The following is a 19,281-nucleotide window of genomic DNA, read 5'->3' as shown; positions in this document are numbered from 1 at the left end:
TTTAAATTCCATTTTTAACTCTTTTATTAACTTTAAGCAATCCATATTCTTAATTGTAAAACTCATATTGATGATTATACAACATGATGTTATTTTTAAAATCCTAATATTGTATAAATTGATATTTATATTATCAATTATTTTTTCTTTGCGTTTCATTTCATTTTAATGCATTATTACTTTTTAAGTTGATATTTAAAATATTTAATGACTATTTTTATAAAGAAATTATTTATTTTTAAACTCATTTTAATAGGTGACTAATAAATAAATTTTTGAAATATCAGAATAGAATAAGTAATGGAATTAAATAGTAATATAGATATTCCTACATAATTTAATAATTGTTTAAATAAATAATTTTTTCATAAATTTATGAATATTAAAATATGTTGTATTTGCGCTAATGACTTATATATGAAAAAAATATTAAACTAAAATAAATGATTCATTTTTACTTTCATTTGTACCACAATAAATATTTAAAATAATAAGGAATTTAAGAAAAAATCATCTAAAAGCATTTTAATTGTTTGGTTAGTGATAATCATGAAGTAAAAAGCGATAATAACATTTATTTTTTTTATTTTTTCGATACACACGGACCCGTTATAGTGTATAATAAAAAAATTATTATTATAGAAAGGAATTTAATGCCAACAATTAACCAATTAGTAACTAATGGTCGTAATTTTAAAACAAAAAAACCTAATGCTCCTGCATTGGGAATAACTTACAATTCATTAGAAAAAAGACCTAAAAAAATTAACTCACCATTTAAAAGAGGAGTATGTACTCGTGTCGCAACAATGACACCTAAAAAACCTAACTCAGCTTTACGTAGATATGCTCGTGTTAAGTTATCTAACGGTATGGAAGTAACAGCATATATTCCGGGTGAAGGTCATAACTTACAAGAACACTCGGTAGTTTTAATTCGTGGGGGTCGTGTAAAGGACTTACCAGGGGTTAGATATCATATTGTTCGTGGAACCCAAGATACAGCTGGTGTTGCTAAACGTAAACAAGGCCGTAGTCTTTATGGTGCAAAAAGAGAAAAAGAAAAATAATTTTTTATAAATATAAAGGAGAAATATGTCAAGAAAAAGAACCGCACCTATAAGACAGGTGCTAGCAGATCCAGTATTTAATTCAGTTTTAATTACAAAATTAATTAATACTATTATGCTTGATGGTAAAAAATCAATTGCACAAAATATTTTATATTCAGCATTTGAAACAGTAAAAACCAAAACAAATAAAGATCCTATGGAAGTATTTAATCAAGCAATTGAAAATATTACCCCTCAATTAGAGGTAAGAACAAGAAGAGTTGGGGGCACAAACTATCAAGTGCCTTGTGAAGTTGCGAAACGTCGTAAACAAACTCTTGCACTTCGTTGACTTGTTCAATATGCACGTTTAAGAAACGAAAAAACGATGGATATAAAACTTGCTAACGAAATTATTGATGCAGCAAATAAAACAGGGGGGGCTATCAAAAAACGTGAAGATACGCATAAAATGGCTGAAGCCAACAAGGCGTTCGCTCACTTTAGATGATAATATATGGCTAGAGAATATCAATTGAAAGATTACCGTAATATCGGTATAATGGCTCATATAGACGCCGGTAAAACAACAACCACTGAACGTATTTTATTTCATACTGGTAAAATTCATAAAATTGGAGAAACCCATGAAGGTGCTTCTCAAATGGATTGAATGGCTCAAGAACAAGAACGTGGTATTACAATTACATCAGCTGCTACAACCGCATTTTGAAAAGGAAAAAGAATTAATATAATAGATACTCCTGGACACGTTGATTTTACTGTAGAAGTTGAGCGTTCACTAAGAGTATTGGATAGTGCTGTTGCTGTTTTAGATGCTCAATCTGGGGTTGAACCACAAACTGAAACAGTTTGAAGACAAGCGACAAATTACAAAGTACCAAGAATTGTTTTTGTTAATAAAATGGATAAAGCTGGAGCAGATTTTGCTGCATCAGTAAAATCTGTTAAAGATCGCTTAAATGGAAATGCGGTTGCAATTGCATGACCTATAGGAGCTGAAAGTAACTATACAGGCCACATAGATCTTGTTGAAATGAAGGCTTGAGAATTTGATGGAAAACAAGAAGAAAATGCAAAAGAAATTGCTATTCCTGGTGATTTATTAGAAATCGCTAAAATTAAACGTCAAGAACTAATTGAAGCAGTTGCTTCATATGATGATGAATTAATGATGAAAGTTCTTGAAGGTGAAGAAATATCTGTTGAAGAATTGAAAAAGGCAATAAGAAAAGCAACACTAACTGCAGAATTTTTCCCCGCTTTATGTGGAACAGCTTTTAAAAACAAAGGTATTAAAGCTGTGCTTGATGCAGTTGTTGATTACATGCCTAGCCCACTAGATGTTCCTCCTATTAAAGCCCACCTAAACGATAATATAGTGGACATACATGCATCTGATGATTCCGAATTTACTGCTTTAGCATTTAAAGTTGCAACTGACCCATTTGTTGGAACTATTACATTCTTCAGGGTGTACTCAGGAGTATTAAATAAAGGAACATATGTTTATAACTCTACAAAAGATTCTAAAGAAAGAATAGGTAGAATTTTACAAATGCATGCTAACTCACGTCAAGAAATTGATGAAGTTAGAGCTGGAGATATTGCTGCTGCCGTTGGGTTAAAAACTACAACAACTGGTGATACTTTAGTTTCTGAAAAAGGGCAACATTTTATCTTAGAAAAAATGGTTTTCCCAGAGCCAGTTATTTCGCAAGCTCTAGAACCTGAATCAAAAGCTGCAACTGAAAAACTTTCATTAGGACTACAAAAATTAGCTGCAGAAGATCCTACATTTAGAACATATACTGATGAAGAAACTGGTCAAACAATAATTGCTGGTATGGGTGAACTTCACTTAGATATTATTGTTGATCGTCTAAAACGTGAATTCGGTGTTCAAGCAAAAGTTGGTGCGCCTCAAGTAAGTTATCGTGAAACTATTACACAATCATCTAAAGTTGAAGGAAAACATATTAAACAATCAGGTGGTCGTGGCCAATATGGGCATGTTTGAATTGAATTTGAACCTAACCATGACAAAGGATTTGAATTTGTTGATAAAATTGTTGGAGGTAAAATTCCTAGTCAATATATTAAATCAATTCAAAAAGGACTTGAAGAAAAAATGGCTGCTGGTATTTTAGCTGGTTATCCTATGATTGATATTAAAGCAACTCTTTTTGATGGTTCTTACCATGAAGTCGATTCATCTGAATTAGCATATAAAATAGCTGCTTCTAAAGCTCTAACTAAAGCAAAAACAGCATTAGGAACTATACTTTTAGAACCTATTATGGATGTTGCCGTGGTTGTTCCGGAAGATTATTTTGGCGATGTTATGGGTGATTTATCTCGTCGTCGTGGACAAATTAAAGATAATGAAACAAGAAATGATGGAGCACACATAATGAGAGCAAATGTTCCTCTTTCAGAAATGTTTGGATATGCAACAGATTTGCGTAGTATGACAGCTGGTCGTGGTACTTATCAAATGCAATTTGATCATTACGAAAAATGTCCAAAAAATATTTCCGACGAAATCATTAAGAAACGTAATGTTAAAGAAATCGAAGACTAATCTAGCGTTTGCTAGATTTTTTCTTTTTCTTTAAAAAATGAGTATTTTTTATTGAAAAAGTTAAATTTATGTGTTTAATTTATTAATTAATATATTGAATATTTAATTATCTATTAATATAAAATATTATTATGGAAAACTTAGCAAATTTATTAAGACCTAAATATTTAGATGATGTCATCGGTCAAAAAAATATTATTAAACTTTTAAAAGAAGCGAAGAAGAATAATTTTTTAACTAGTTATCTTTTTTTTGGTGAACCAGGAATTGGTAAAACAAGTTGCGCCATAGCTTTAGCTAATGAATTTAATTACAGCTATTCATTATTTAATGCTGCCGTTGATTCAAAATCTGATCTTATAGAAAAACTTCATGACAATAAAATAGTCATAATTGATGAGATCCATAGATTAAACAAAGATAAACAAGACATTTTATTATCATACCTAGAACATGATAAAAATTATATTTTTGCAACAACTACTGAGAACCCATATTTTAAAGTTAATCCCGCATTAAGAAGTAGGTTAAAAATTTTAGAATTTAAAAAATTAGATCTGGAAGATATTAAAAAAGGCATTTTAAAACATTTTGAAAACAAAGTTTTTACATTTAAAATTTCAAATGAAAATTTAAATTCCTTAATAGATTCATCAAGTGGAGATTATAGAAATATTTTAAATAACTTACAATTTATACAAAATATTTATCCAAATCAAGAAATTACACAAGAGCTAATAAAAACAATTATTCCTAATATTAACTTTTTTTCTGATAAAAATTCAACTTCACACTACAATAATTTAAGCGCATTCCATAAATCTCTAAGGGGTAGTGATGTTGATGCTTCATTATATTATGCCTCTTTAATTTTAAAAACAGGTGACATAGATGGCCTTATTAGAAGAATAATTGCAATGTCTTATGAGGATATTGGTTTAGCAAGTCCTAATACTCAAATAAGGGTAGATTGTGCCATTAGGGCAATTGAACGTTTGGGTATGCCGGAAGCTAAAATTCCGCTTGGTTTTATAATTTGTGAACTTTGCTTAGCTCCTAAATCAAATTCTTCATATAAAAGTATCAATAATGCATACAACTATGTTGAAAATGGAAAAATATATGATACACCAATTCATTTAAAGGATGCTCATTATAAATCTGCTAATAAACTTGGTTATGGAATTGATTATAAATATCCACATGATTTTCCCTATAATTATGTTGAACAATCATACCTACCTAATGAATTAAAAAGTGTAAAATTTTTTGAATTTGGTAACTCGAAAAATGAGCAAAATTATAAACAATATTGAGATAATATTAAAAGATTGATCAAGGAGAAAAAATGGAATTAGATTTAAGTAATATTAAAAATCTTGAAGATTTAAAAAATGCAAAAAATAAAGCTTATGGTGAAAATAGCGAGTTATGAAATTTACAACAAAAAATAAAAAATGCCAATAATGATGAAAAGAAGAAATATGGGAAAGAATTAGGGATTCTTAAAAGGAAATTAGATGATTTTTTTGAAAAAGCCGCAATCTATGTTGAAGAACTTAGGGTTAAAAATATAATGGAAAATGATGTTGTGGATATGTTTGAACCAATAAACAATCAAGGTTCACTACACCCAATTACATTAGTTATTAATCGTTTAAAAACTTGATTTTTACAAAATAATTATTATGAAGCAAATTATGGAGAAATAGAGTCGGATCATTATAATTTTGAACAGCTAAATATTGCAAAAAACCACCCAGCAAGAGATATGCATGATTCACTTTATATTGATGAAAACAATTTATTACGCACTCATAATACAGGTGTGAGTGCTAGGGAATTAGAAAAAAACAAAAATAAATCATTTTATAATTTTACAATTGGTAAAGTATATAGAAAAGATGAAGATGACGCCACTCACTCGCATCAATTTACTCAACTAGATTTTGTTGGTGTTGGTAAAATTAGTTTTCCAGATTTAATTCAAACCCTTACAGATTTACTTTCTTATGTATTGGAACAAGAAGTTAAAATTCGTTTAAGGCCAAGTTATTTCCCATTCACGGAACCTAGTGTAGAGGTTGATGTTTACTATAATAATAAATGAGTTGAAATTTTAGGAGCTGGAATGATTCATCCTAATGTTATGGAAAAAGCAGGATATACAAATGATATGAATGGATTTGCTGCCGGTATTGGTATTGAACGATTAACAATGATAAAGTATAATATAACAGATATTCGTGAATTTTATTCAAATGATTTACAATTCCTAGAACAATTTAAAAATGATTAATTATGTTAAACAAGAATTAGAAAAAGAATATGTAAAAGAAATTCTTGATAAGATAAAAATACTAAGAAAAACAAGAAATATTTTTCCTAGTGATAATGATATTTTTAGTGTTTTTGAAAAAACCAATTTTAATGATTTGAAAGTTATAATAATTGGTCAAGACCCTTATTATATTTCTGGCGTAGCTGATGGATTGGCATTTAGTAGTAAAACTATTTTACCTAAGTCATTGAAAAATATTTTTTTAGAAATAAAGAAAGATTATCCAGATTTTACATATAGTACAAATTGTTTAGACAAGTGAGCAAATCAAGGAGTTTTATTATTAAATACAATTTTGTCGGTTGAGGAAAATCAACCATTGTCTCACGAAAAAATTGGTTGATATAAATTAACTAAAAATATTTTTAAGTATATTATTGAAAATAATAGTGAATTAATAATTTGTATTTGAGGAATAAAAGCTAAAGAATTTGTAAAAGATATTGATTTATCAAAACATATTATTTTAAATAATTCTCACCCTTCACCATTAGGTTATTATAGAAATTTTAAAGATAAGCATATTTTTAAACAAATCAATGATAATCTTGAAAAAATATTGAAAAAACCAATAAACTGAAATCTATAAAGGAGCATAAAATGAAATTTTCGGTAAATAAATTAAAGAATATATTAGGTCACGATGAATTAACGGCTGAACAAATTGCTAATGCGATAAATAAAATAGGTTTTGAAGTAGAAGAAATAATTAAACCTATGAATTTTAAAAATTTAAAATTCGGTAAAATAATAGAAATTACAAAAAATCCAAACGCAGATAAGCTTAATGTATGTAAAGTAATGTTTGATGATAAAGTAAGAATAATTCAAACTAATGATCCGTGTGTAAAATTAAATAATACATATTTAGCTATTGTCGATAATGGATTTGCCGGAAATTTAAAAATAACCCCAACTGAAATTAAGGGCATTCTATCGGAGGGCATGTTTTGTTCGTTAGAAGAAATTGGATTCAATAAGGATTTAATTGGAGAATATAAAAACCATATTTTTTCTTATGATACGGATATAAAAAATGACCCAATTGAAATTTTAAATTTAAATGATTCATTTATAGATGTTTCTATTCTAACAAATAGAAACGATGCGAATTCATATATGATTATGGCACTAGAAATCTCCGCATATTTCAATTTTAAAAATAATTTTTTAAAATGAAATTTAAATAAAGAATTTGATAATTCATCAAATATGAAATTCAAAAATATTGATAAAATTGAAAATTTAATAACCCTTTCTTTAAAAAAAATACCTGATTTAAATATAAAAGATATTCTACTTTTATTAAATCATGATTTTAAAATAGGTAGCAAATTTGATAATTATATGAATTATTTAAGTATTTTATTTGGTTTGCCGGTAACTTATTTAAATAACGACAAAGAATATAGAATTGTAGAGGATAAAAATATTCTTTATTTAAAATCAAACAATAATGAAATTATTTTAGGGTCGAATAATAATATAGAAATTAGTGATAATTCGAATATTTTAATAGCGATTCCTAATCTAATTGATGCCAGAAATAATTTAAAGTACACAAAAATTTCAAACTTTAATTCTCAATTATCTATTAAAAAAATTGCTCCCGGATTAATAACTATTCTTTTAGCATATCTTAAAAATAATCTTAAAAAAGTTAATTATATTGTGTTTAAAAATGATTATATAAAAATTGAAATAAATAAAGAGAAATTAAATCGTTATGCAAATTTTGATTTTACTAATTCATCTGATTTTAAAAATGTAAAAAATAGATTAAAAATTCTAGGTTTTAAATTTGAAAAAAATTATGTTGTGATACCTAAAAATCGTTATGATATTCAAAATTTTGAAGATGTCATAGAAGAAATATTCAGATTTTATGATTATGATAGTTTCGAAAAAGTAAAAGTAAATAAAATATATAATGAAGTAAAACAACCAAATACAATTAAGGACATGCTTTTAGCAAATAGTTTTAATGAGATTTTAACTTTTACTTTAAGGGCTAATGAAGAAATGATGTATAATCCTTTTTCTTTTAAAGAAAATATATCATTACAGACATATGTATCAGAAAATAGAAAATATATCCGTAATTCCCAATTACCTTCATTATTAGAAGTGATAAATTATAATTTTAGAAGAAAAAGATTAAATCTTAATTTGTTTGAAATTGGTTATATAAATAGAAACATAAAATCATTAATTTTTAGTTCAAATCAAAAAAGTTTTAATGAAATGAAACAAATTATTAAAAATATTATTGGTGAATTTGAACTTAAAAGATGAAATGAAAATAATTATATGCATATAAATATAAGTGCAAAAATATTCAAAAAAAACAAATTAGTAGGATGAATTGGTAAAATAAATCCAAAATACGATATTTCCAATTCTATTATTGTTGAACTTATTGAATTTGAAACAAGTAAAGTAAAGAAATATGAAGAATATAATAAAGCCCCACTTGATTATGTAGATTTTACATACAAATTAACAAAAAATGAATCTGTTGAGAAATACATTGAGTTTTTTAAAGATGTAGATAAAACTGTAAAAATCGAGATTATAGATCGTTTTTATAAAGATGATTTTGTCAATACCACTTTTAGAGTTTTTGGTTCAAAACAAATTGTTGAATTATTAAATGAAAAAATAAATAAAAAAGCCAAATAATTGGCTTTTTTTTACTAACTCGCAAGCTGTAAAATTAATTAGCATATGAAATGAGATAAATCTCGCAAGAAACTTTTAAGCGACTATGCTGCTATCGCTACAAAGCATAATATTTATAATATTCTATATAAATAAAACATCTATTTCATTATAACATTTTTTAATTATTTATAATAATTTTTTTTATATATTATATATATAATAAATTATTGCGGAGGTATCAATGAACATTCAAGAACAATTTTATAAATTATTAAAAAATGGTTTATTTGAAATAAATTCAAAATTAAATATTGATGATTTTAATTTTATTATTTCCGAACCACGTATCCCCTTTAATGAAAATGTGGAAAAAATTGAATATGATTTATCAACAAATTTTGCTATGGTTGTTTCAAAAAAATGTGATTTATCACATGAAGAAATAGCAAAAATTATTTATTCTTATCTAATCAAATGCCCCGAAATATTAAAAGTATCAATCACATCTCCTGGTTTTATAAATGTTAAGTTTAAAAATTCTATTTATTTAGAGTTTGTAAATTATTTAAGTAAAGAAAAAAGATATGGCTCTAATCAATTTGAGAAATTAAATATAAATAATGAATTTGTATCAGTTAATCCAACCGGGTATTTGCATGCCGGACATGCAAGAAATGCTATTGTTGGCAGTGTGCTTAGCAATGTTATGAAATATGCAGGTTATAACGTAACAAACGAATATTATATAAATGATGCTGGTAATCAAATTAATATTTTATGCGATAGTGCATATGTAAGATACCAAAACTTATTTAAAATAAACTCACAAATGCCGGAAGAGTGTTACAAAGGTAATGATATTATTGAGTTTGCAAAATTTGTTAAAAAGAAATATGATGATTATTTTTTAAGTAAATTTGATATTAAAAGATTAGAATTCAAAAAAATAGCTGTTGATTGATTCATGAATGAAATAAGAAAAGATCTTAAAAAAATAAAAGTATCATTTGATATTTTTACTAGTGAAAAATCATTATTTGAGCGTAATTTAGTTTTAAAAAGTTTGGATACTTTAAGTAATTTTATTTATGAAAAAGATGGTGCTAAATTTTTACAGACAACAAAATTTGGCGATGATAAAGATCGTGTTCTTGTTAAAAAAGATGGTTCTTATACTTATTTTTTATCTGATATCGCATACCATTTAGATAAAGCTAAAAGAGCGGACAAATTGATAAATGTTTGAGGAGCCGATCATTCAGGATATATAAAAAGAATTGAAAATTCTTTAATAATGAATAATTTCAATAGTGATAATTTTCATGTTGTGATTATCCAACTTGTAAGATTGATAAAAGATGGAAAAGAATTCAAAATGTCAAAACGTAATGGTACAAGTCTTACAATTAGAGATTTATTAGAGTATGTTTCAATTGATGCTTTAAGATATAATTTGTCATCTAGAGACTCTAATACTAAAATGGATTTAGATATAGATCAAATTGAAGAAATGGATGAAAATAATCCTGTATTTATTATTAAAGATACATATAAAAAATTAAATAATCTTATTTTAAATAATATAAAACCTAAATTGGATGAAAAATATAAATTTAACAAGAAAGAAATTGATTTAATTATTGAATTATCAAGTTTTAAAAATATAATAAAAACTATTACTAAAACATACAAAATTCAACTTTTACCTCAATATGTAGTAAAGATTTGTAACCTTTTTAATTCTATTATTAATTTAGAAAATTATGAGATAAATAACAAGAGAATATTGATTTTTAAATCTTTTAAAAACATATTATTTAATAGTTTAAAATTATTAGAAATATCAACAAACTAGTAGGGGATTTATGGAGTTAACTATACCAAAAAAATTAAAACAAGGCGATACAGTTGCATTAATTTCACTTTCAAGTGGAATAGCGGGAGAAAAAAAGTTTAAACATAGATATGAACAAGGAAAAAAATATATACAAGATGTACTAAAACTTAATGTGGTTGAAGGCCGTTATTCACTTAAAGGGGTGGATTTCGTGTCAAACCACCCAGAATTAAGAGCTGAAGATTTAATGAGGGCTCTTAAAAATGATGATGTTAAGGCAATATTTAGCATAATGGGAGGGTTTGATTCATATAAGGTTTGATCATATGTGGATCCTGAAGTTCTTAAGAAGTACCCTAAAATTTTTGTAGGATTTTCGGATTCTACATCAATACATTATTTGTTTTTAAAAAATGGAATTCAATCTTATTACGGACCTAGCGTTATGCCAACATTTGCGGAAAATACGGGTATGAACGAGTATACTAAAAATTACTTTGAATCAATGATTTTTAGTGATGCAGCTGTTGAAGTGAGTGCTTCAAAAGAATGAACTTGTGAATTTCTTGATTGAGCTATTCCCGAAAATAATTTAAAACCTAGAAAATATCAAACAAATTCAGGTTATATCTGAACATCAAAAAACGAATCAATTGTTGAAGGAAATATTTTAGGGGGTTGTGTTGAAGTTCTTGATGCTTTATTTGAACAAGAATTATTGCCAAAACCATCATTTTTTAAAGATTGCATTATTTTTCTTGAAAGAGCAAACCTAACAACTAAGCCTGGAGAATATGAGAGAATTATTAAACATTTATCACCTTATATTTCTAAAGCTAAAGCTATTATTCATGGACGTCCTGACGGTAATCTTTATTGAGAACAAGAGTTAGAGATTCTTAAAGAATTTAAATTGCCAATTGTAAGTAATTTTGACATAGGCCATACAGATCCTATGGTTACATTACCTTTTGGTGGAAAAATGACCATTAATTTTGAAACAAAAAAGATAAAAATAAAGAAAAAATAAAAAGTGCTTTTCGCACTTTTTTCTTTAAATATATTGTTTTTTTATTGGATTTTCATTAGAAATGACATTTACTTCTTCTTTTAATTTTCTTAAATTATTATCTGATTGATCTCTTAAGCATGAATCAATGATAATGGCTAATTTTTCAAAATCTTTTTCTTTTAATCCTCTAGAAGTCATTGCAGCTGTTCCCACCCTTAAACCACTAGCTATTGTTGGAGATAATGTATCAAAAGGTATTGTATTTTTGTTTGCTGTTATTTTTATAGAATCTAATATTTTTTCAGCATCTTTTCCAGTCAAATTATAGGATTTTAAAACATCAATTATAAATAAATGATTATCAGTACCACCAGTAATTATGGTTGCTCCAAGATCAATAAATTTTTTAGCAAAAGCTTTTGAATTAAGTAAAACTTGAGAAATATATTTTTTATAATTTGGATTTAATGCTTCATAAAAAGCTACCGCCTTACCAGCTATTGCATGAAATAATGGACCTCCTTGATAACCAGGAAATACTCAGCGATCTATTTTTTTAGCAAGTTCTGGATCATTTGTCATTATTATAGCCCCGCGTGTACCTCTTAATGTTTTGTGAGTTGTAGAGGTTATAACATCGGCATATCCAATTGGACTTGGATGAAGACCTGTAGCAATTAAACCTGCAATATGGGCAATATCGGCTAGTAGTTTGGCGCCACATGCATCAGCTATTTCTTTGAATTTTTTAAAATCAACAACTCTTGAATATGCGCTATATCCACAAATTATTACATTTGGTTTAACATTCAATGCTATTTTTTTAATTTCTTCATAATCTAAAAAACCATTTTTATCTACTTCATATGTATATGAATCATAAAATATTCCGCTAAACGAAATTTTATAACCATGAGTAAGATGTCCGCCGGAAGCAAGACTTAACCCAAGTATTTTTCCGCCTTTTGGCATTAACGATGCTAATGCAGCTGCATTAGCTACTGAACCTGAATATGATTGAACATTTGCAAATTTTACATTAAATAATTCCTTGACACGATCAATTGCTGTTTGTTCAACAATATCAACGTTTTTACATCCGCCATAATATCTTTTTTTAGGATATCCTTCACCATATTTGTTTGTTAATATAGATCCCGTTGCCTTTAAAACATCCTCGCTAACGTAATTTTCTGACGCGATAAGCTCAATATTATTTGATTGTCTTCGTAGTTCGCCATTAATTGCTTTTTCAATTACCTTATCATTCAATTTTATTTTTTTATACATTTTGACACCTGCTAACTTAATATTTTATATATAATTATATAATGAAATTATTTAATAATAATCTCATATTATAGGAGTTATATGATAATTGATTTTTTTAAGAATTTAATAGAATATGATAATAAAGATGTAGAGATTTTTGGTTGGGTTGAAACAGTACGGGTAAATAAAAAAATTGGTTTTATTGAATTAAATGATGGAAGTACAGTTAAAAATTTGCAACTTGTAATAAAAAATACAAATAAATATTTTTCTTTAGTTGAAAAAATTGTTATAGGTACATCAATTAAGGTAAAGGGAAAATTAAAGTGTACACCTGGCGCGGCACAAGAAATTGAATTAGAGATTGAAGAGTTAAATATTTTATCTTTAACAAATAATGAGTACCCTATTCAAAAACAATTTATGAATCTTGAAACATTACGTGAAATTCCCCATGTGCGTCATAGAACAAAATATTTGCGTTGCGTTATGTTAATTCGTTCAAAACTAGCACAAAATATTCATGAATATTTTTCAAAAAATAATTTTTTAAATATGCATTCACCAATTATTACATCAAATGATGGTGAAGGTGCTGGTGAAGCATTTAATGTTTTTAGTGAAAATGAAAAAAATTTCTTCGGTAATAACAATGCAACACTAGGAGTAACTGGTCAGTTGCATGCGGAATCATATGCTATTGGTTTTACAAAAGTTTATACATTCGCGCCTACATTTAGGGCGGAAAATTCTAATACAAAAAAACACTTGGCAGAATTTTGAATGATAGAACCAGAAGTTGCATTTTATGATTTGAAACAAATAATTTCACTTGCTGACGATTTATTGAAAAAAGTTATTTTTAAAACTATAAAAGATTTACCTTATGAGTTCGAGTATTTGGATCAAAAATCAAATGGTCTATTAATTGAAAAATTAAATAAATATCTTCAATACGATTTAAAAATCTTAGAATATAAAGATGCAATAAAAGTTTTAGAAAAGAACAAAAAAAGTTTTGAAATCCAAGATATTAAATTTGGGATGGACTTGGCTACAGAACACGAAAGATTTTTATGTGAGAAATGAGCCAATGCACCTGTTGCCATAATTAATTATCCTAAGGAAATAAAAGCATTTTACATGTATCAAAATGATGACAAAAAAACTGTTGCAGCTTTTGATTTATTAGTTCCTGGAATAGGGGAACTTGTTGGTGGTAGTCAGCGTGAAAGTAGGTATGATCTTCTATTAAAAAGAGTAAGAGAAATAGGTATTTCTGAAGGGGATATTCAATGATATCTTGACTTGAGAAAATTTGGAGACTCGGGTTCTAGCGGATTTGGTGTAGGTTTTGAAAGACTTGTTATGTATTGTACTGATGTTGAAAATATTAGAGATAGTATCCCATATCCTAGAACAGTAAATAATTTAAGAATGTAGGTGATATATGAAGTTGTCAATTATAAGTGTAATAAATAGTAAATTTTCGGATATAGGTAATTTTTTAAATTCTATTGCAAGTCAAGATAATCAAGATTTTGAATTAATTTTAGTTATTCAAAAAGTAAATGATAATATTCTAAAACAATTAGATAAATTACCAAATCAATTAAATGGAAAAACAAAAATAATAACAAATTATAAAGATTTAAATGTTGAATATTTGATGTTTTGTGGATTGAAAATAGCGGAAGGCGATTATTTTACATTTATTTTTCCAAATTCTATTTTTAGAAGTTATACCACAAATGTCTTTATTGAAGATATTTTAAAATATAATACAGATATTATAGAATATAAGCCACGCCTTATAGGTGATGTAAGGTGAAAACCTAAAGCAAGAATTACGGATAAAAAGATTTATGACATTAACAAACCTAAGTTTATTGCGTTATCATTTCCATTTATTTTTAATAAATTATATAAAAAAGAATTAGTATCAAAAATAATCAATATTAATGAAAATTTCAGTGGAAACTCTAAATTTTCTATTGAACTTTTGTATTATCTGTTATTTAATGCAACATCATATTGTTATAATGATTATAGAGTGGTTAGAGAAAGTGTTGATAAAGATTTTGTTATAACACCTAGAACTTTCAAAAATACTTGAATCAATTTGAGTAATTATTTACAACATAAAGATTTAAAATATAAACATGAATTAATGTATGCTAATTTTTATTACTCATGTATACTCACTCCGGGGCTTTTAACAGTAACAACATTTCTTAATCGTATTGGTTTGAATGTAACATCCAATCGTTTCTCGAAATTAAATTTAGAAAAAATGGATAAGCATATTGAAAAATTATTTGAAAATGAATTTAACAATTTCGCTTTTAAAAATAAATATATGAATTTAGGGTTGCCAGAAAATGAATTTATGAGTAAAAAAGTACCTATGAGTAATTGAAAGAGTATTTTAAAAAAATTAAATGGATAAATATAAAAATTCAAGTTTTTGAATAAGGTTTTTGAGCGATATTATTAATTTAGTATTTATATTAATCTCTATAATTATTGGTTATTTTTTATTTAACAATGCAATCAAAAATGAATTTATTTCAACAATCTTATTATTTATTTTCATTATTTTTATTATTTGTTTTAATTATTTATTTATACCGTTAATAACAAAATTCGGAAATTTAGGAATGATAATTACAAGAATTAAATTTATTGGGGTAAAAAAATGACAACCAATTTTAAAACGAAATATTTTTACTTCTTTTTTTTGAAGTTTTGTAATTATTTTTGTTAGTTTGATGGTGTTGCCTTATTATTCAATAATTAAAGAAAGTGATGAGATCAATTTCTCTTTATTACCTTTACACATCAATATAGGTATTTATATTGCATCATCATTAATAGGGTTTTGAAATTTGTTTATGATAGTGAACTATATATTTATTATTTTAAAACCTAGTCGCTTAAGTTTGGTTGATTATATTACTACCCAAAGAGTTGTTTATAATAAAATAATTTTAGATAATGAAAATAATTTTGTATTATTGCCATTAAAAATTAAGCATAAAAAATTTTATTGAAAGGAATAAATGAGTGAAATTTCTGATATTGAAAAAAAGTTAACTTCTGACCTAAACCCAAAACAATTAGCATCTGTTTTATATGATAAAGGTCCTTTGAGAATTATAGCTAGCGCAGGAAGCGGTAAGACAAAAGTATTAACAAGAAAGGTTGCATATTTAATTAAAGTTATTGGCGTTGATCCATCACGTATTTTGGCAATTACTTTTACCAATAGAGCTGCAAATGAAATGAAAACAAGAATTAGTAGTTATTTATCTGATTCAATTGATGTTTACGCGACAACATTTCACTCATTATGTTCAAAAATTCTTAGAACAGATATAGACAAATTAGGTCGTAAAAGAGATTTTCATATAGTTGATAAAAAAGATTTAAGAGACATTTTAAAAAGAATTTATGACAGAATGGAAATAAACGACAATATAATCCCTTATTCAGATATGATGGAATTTATTCATGTTTTCAAAATTAAAAATATTGATCATACAAAATTTATCGAGAAACATAAAAATAATATTATCGAAATTATGAAGTTAAGCATCTTAGAAGAATATACTAAAATGTTAGAAAGTAACAACGCATTGGATTTTCATGATTTACTATTAACTACTAAGAAATTGTTTGATAATTTTCCAAGTGTGTGTGAAAAATGATCTCATAAATATGATTATGTTTTGGTTGATGAGTTTCAAGATACAAATAATATTCAATATGAAATAATTAAAGTTGTCGCAAAAAACGCACAAATAACAATTGTCGGCGATCCTGATCAAACTATATATAGCTGAAGAGGTGCGCAAGTTGATCTTATGCTTAATTTTGACAAGGAATTTAAAAATACGAAAACGGTTACCCTTAATCAAAATTATAGGTCTACAAAAAGTATTTTAGCCAAAGCTAATAATCTTATTAAGCACAATAAAAATAGAGTTGATAAAGATCTTATTACTGAAAACCCTGTTGGAGAAGAACCTGAATTTTTTCATGCTTTTAGTCCGCAAGCAGAAGCGCTTTGAGTTGTAAAAAAAATTAATGAGCTTAAAAAAGCTAAAAACCAATTAAAATCTATAGCTATTTTTTATCGTTCTAATTTTTATTCTCGTCCATTTGAAGAAGCCCTAATTAAAGAAAACATAAATCATAAGATATTTGGCGGAGAACGTTTTTTTGAAAGAAAAGAAGTTAAAGATGCTCTCGCTTTTCTTAGAGCGATCTATGATGGCAATAATATTTCTTTTAATAGAATTATAAATGTTCCACCTAGGGAATTAGGAACACAAACTCAACTTAAAATTTTAGATTTTGCAGCTTTAAAAAACATGAATGTGTTTGATTGTGTTATTAAGTATATTAATGACCCTGATTTTCCAGTAAAAACTAAAAAGGCAAGATTAAATTTAGCTAATCTCATCCAAAAAATAAAATTTTACAGAGAAACCTTAAAATCTAATAGAATTTCAGTTGTTCTTGATAAATTCATGCAAGATATTGGTTATTATGAACAAATAAGCGGAGTATCAAATCTTCGTGGTTCCGCAATGGATAATATAAAGGAACTTCTAGAATCCATTGAAGAGTGGGAAAAAAATAATAGTGATAAAACTGTTGCTGATTATCTTGAAAGTATTTCATTACTTTCTAGTTCAAACGATGATTTTTCTGTAAATAATTATGTATCATTAATGACTATTCATGCTGCAAAAGGATTGCAATTTGATAATGTATTTATAGTTGGTTTATCTGATGATATTTTCCCTTCGAGAAAAACAAGTGAAAATGATTTATTTAGTTCTACTAAAGAAAAAATGGAAGAAGAACGTCGATTAGCATATGTGGCAATTACAAGAGCAAAGAAAAGGTTATTCCTTTCGGATAGTAGGGGTACAAGATTTGACTCTGATGCTCAAAAACGCCCTTCAAAATTTTTGAAAGAAATGGGTATAAAAGATACATCAATAATATCTCATGATGTAGTCCCTGCTGAAGATATGACGCAAGAAATAAATCTTATTCTTAAAAATCGTGAAGTATTTATTGGAGATGTAATTTCTCACTCATCATTTGGCGAGGGGGAAGTTATTGATATAATAGGAGATACAATAAAAGTCAAATTTAATAATAAAAAACATGGTGTTAAACAACTAATGAAGACACACATGTCTTTCCAGGTTTTAAAAAGAGGAGGAACTCAATAAATGACTCAATGAATAATTGTTGGCGCAATATCTGTTATTATTATTGTTCAATTAACAACAATTATTTTGTGATTTTCTCTTTTTAGAAATAATATAAGATTTAATGCTTTAGGTCAAATGCAATTTGTCTACGATTTTAAAAATAATCGATTTAAGAGAACAGGTTGACGAAATTTTAGGCGCGATAGACCATATAAAGGAATTTTTAAAACGTTTGCTAATTATGAGTGATTTGACTTAAATGATTTTTTAGTTCATTTGCCAATTGGTAAAGCGGCTAGACTAAAGAATGTTTTTTTATGTAATAATGGGAATAACGAAACATATTTGTCAACATTTTATATAAATAATTCATTATATAAAATAACCATTTTTCCTGCAAATAAAGATGATGAAATATTTTTCAATATTTCATGAAATTTCAATAAAAATATTGCTTTTATGTTGGAAAATTATAATTTTAATATTAAAAAAAACAATCCTTACATATCAATTATTCCGCTATGTTTCAAAAATGAATTTAATACTAACTTAAAATTGTTTAAAGAAGAATTTATTGAAAAAATAAAATATAAAAAAGATATTTTGTTTTATGAAGATAACGAATTTTATTATTTAATTTTAGTATCTAATAGTTATAAAAAATCATTAAAAAAAATAAAGAAATTTAATAATAAAAATATAAGACTATTTAAAAAGAATTTAAATTTTACAGAAGAATATATTTATGGTCGTACATATAACATAAACGATTATAAAAATGATATTAACGTTGTTCTTTATAAGTTTAAAAACGATTTTTTTAATGAGTTTTTCAAGGAAAAAAGCTTTTCATTCAATAATGTTTATAATATTGAATCTATTGCCAGAATTATAAAAATAGATATCAAACAAATAACAGACACTAATAATAATAATTTTAGTGATTTAATTAACATAGAGTTGCAAAACGAATTTTATAAAATAAAATATTTATTTAAAATTTTAGTAAATATTTATCAAAAAACAATACTTAATATCATCTCGACATCAAATGATGCAAATAATTTTATTGTGGTTGATGATTACATGTTAAGTAGAGATATTCTTAGTAAATGCGGAAAAAACAATTTTATAATTTTAAAAACCTCTTTTTCAAAATATAAATATCTTTTTAAAAATGAAAATGTAAAAGGTTTTGTGTTGCAAAATAATAATAAAAATAATTTACTTAATTCATGTATTTTGGCCAAACCGGAATTTGTGT

15 protein-coding genes are annotated in these 19,281 nt (G+C 26.1%); 14 read left to right on the top strand and 1 reads right to left on the bottom strand.

Features of this window, described 5'->3' with window-relative positions; translation table 4 throughout:
- Positions 1-653 precede the first annotated feature (653 nt).
- The 9 genes from rpsL (at position 654) to T380_RS04015 (ending at position 11,529) form a co-directional block, all read left to right on the top strand.
- Positions 654-1,070, top strand: coding sequence for a 30S ribosomal protein S12 (gene rpsL / locus T380_RS0103000; protein ID WP_027334419.1), 417 nt, complete (start codon positions 654-656; stop codon positions 1,068-1,070).
- A gap of 25 nt (positions 1,071-1,095) precedes the next feature.
- Positions 1,096-1,566, top strand: coding sequence for a 30S ribosomal protein S7 (rpsG, locus tag T380_RS0102995; protein WP_027334418.1), 471 nt, complete (start codon positions 1,096-1,098; stop codon positions 1,564-1,566).
- Positions 1,567-1,569: 3 nt separating this feature from the next.
- On the top strand, positions 1,570-3,657 hold the full coding sequence (gene fusA / locus T380_RS0102990) for an elongation factor G (protein WP_027334417.1): 2,088 nt from the start codon (positions 1,570-1,572) through the stop codon (positions 3,655-3,657).
- Between the two features lie 131 nt (positions 3,658-3,788).
- The gene (locus T380_RS0102985; RefSeq protein WP_027334416.1) at positions 3,789-5,015 is read left to right on the top strand and encodes a replication-associated recombination protein A; all 1,227 of its coding nucleotides are present in this window, start codon (positions 3,789-3,791) and stop codon (positions 5,013-5,015) included.
- On the top strand, positions 5,006-5,956 hold the full coding sequence (gene pheS, locus T380_RS0102980) for a phenylalanine--tRNA ligase subunit alpha (protein WP_027334415.1): 951 nt from the start codon (positions 5,006-5,008) through the stop codon (positions 5,954-5,956). The genes T380_RS0102985 and pheS overlap by 10 nt, the downstream gene beginning before the upstream one ends.
- On the top strand, positions 5,949-6,587 hold the full coding sequence (locus T380_RS0102975; protein WP_036436991.1) for a uracil-DNA glycosylase: 639 nt from the start codon (positions 5,949-5,951) through the stop codon (positions 6,585-6,587). The genes pheS and T380_RS0102975 overlap by 8 nt, the downstream gene beginning before the upstream one ends.
- Before the next feature lie 11 nt (positions 6,588-6,598).
- Positions 6,599-8,680 (top strand): phenylalanine--tRNA ligase subunit beta, encoded by a 2,082-nt coding sequence (locus tag T380_RS0102970; protein ID WP_027334413.1) that lies wholly within the window; start codon positions 6,599-6,601, stop codon positions 8,678-8,680.
- A 223-nt stretch (positions 8,681-8,903) separates the two neighbouring features.
- Positions 8,904-10,517: an arginine--tRNA ligase gene (gene argS / locus T380_RS0102965; RefSeq protein ID WP_027334412.1), complete on the top strand. Its 1,614-nt coding sequence runs from the start codon at positions 8,904-8,906 to the stop codon at positions 10,515-10,517.
- 10 nt (positions 10,518-10,527) lie between these two features.
- The gene (locus tag T380_RS04015; protein ID WP_051599992.1) at positions 10,528-11,529 is read left to right on the top strand and encodes a S66 family peptidase; all 1,002 of its coding nucleotides are present in this window, start codon (positions 10,528-10,530) and stop codon (positions 11,527-11,529) included.
- 24 nt (positions 11,530-11,553) lie between these two features.
- Here T380_RS04015 and glyA read toward each other — a convergent pair whose 3' ends face one another.
- The gene (gene glyA, locus T380_RS0102955; protein WP_027334411.1) at positions 11,554-12,801 is read right to left on the bottom strand and encodes a serine hydroxymethyltransferase; all 1,248 of its coding nucleotides are present in this window, start codon (positions 12,799-12,801) and stop codon (positions 11,554-11,556) included.
- A gap of 81 nt (positions 12,802-12,882) precedes the next feature.
- Here glyA and asnS point away from each other — a divergent pair, with 81 nt between their 5' ends.
- From asnS to T380_RS04010, 5 genes are all read left to right on the top strand, one after another.
- Positions 12,883-14,226 (top strand): asparagine--tRNA ligase, encoded by a 1,344-nt coding sequence (gene asnS, locus T380_RS0102950; RefSeq protein WP_027334410.1) that lies wholly within the window; start codon positions 12,883-12,885, stop codon positions 14,224-14,226.
- 7 nt (positions 14,227-14,233) lie between these two features.
- On the top strand, positions 14,234-15,232 hold the full coding sequence (locus tag T380_RS0102945; protein ID WP_027334409.1) for a glycosyltransferase: 999 nt from the start codon (positions 14,234-14,236) through the stop codon (positions 15,230-15,232).
- Positions 15,225-15,845 carry an RDD family protein gene (locus tag T380_RS0102940; RefSeq protein ID WP_027334408.1) on the top strand — a complete coding sequence of 207 codons (621 nt, stop codon included), beginning with the start codon at positions 15,225-15,227 and terminating at the stop codon, positions 15,843-15,845. Before T380_RS0102945 ends, T380_RS0102940 begins: the two co-directional genes overlap by 8 nt.
- Positions 15,846-18,035 carry an ATP-dependent helicase gene (locus T380_RS0102935; protein WP_027334407.1) on the top strand — a complete coding sequence of 730 codons (2,190 nt, stop codon included), beginning with the start codon at positions 15,846-15,848 and terminating at the stop codon, positions 18,033-18,035.
- The coding region (locus T380_RS04010; RefSeq protein ID WP_036436984.1) for a hypothetical protein at positions 18,036-19,281 on the top strand (1,246 nt) is incomplete at its 3' end. It abuts the gene before it with no gap.

It is taken from the genome of Mycoplasma elephantis ATCC 51980 (assembly GCF_000687815.1).
Classification (GTDB): domain Bacteria; phylum Bacillota_I; class Bacilli_A; order Mycoplasmatales; family Metamycoplasmataceae; genus Mycoplasma_H; species Mycoplasma_H elephantis.
Note: the sequence above shows the minus strand (reverse complement) of the source record. Positions and strands in the feature narration are given on the sequence as shown.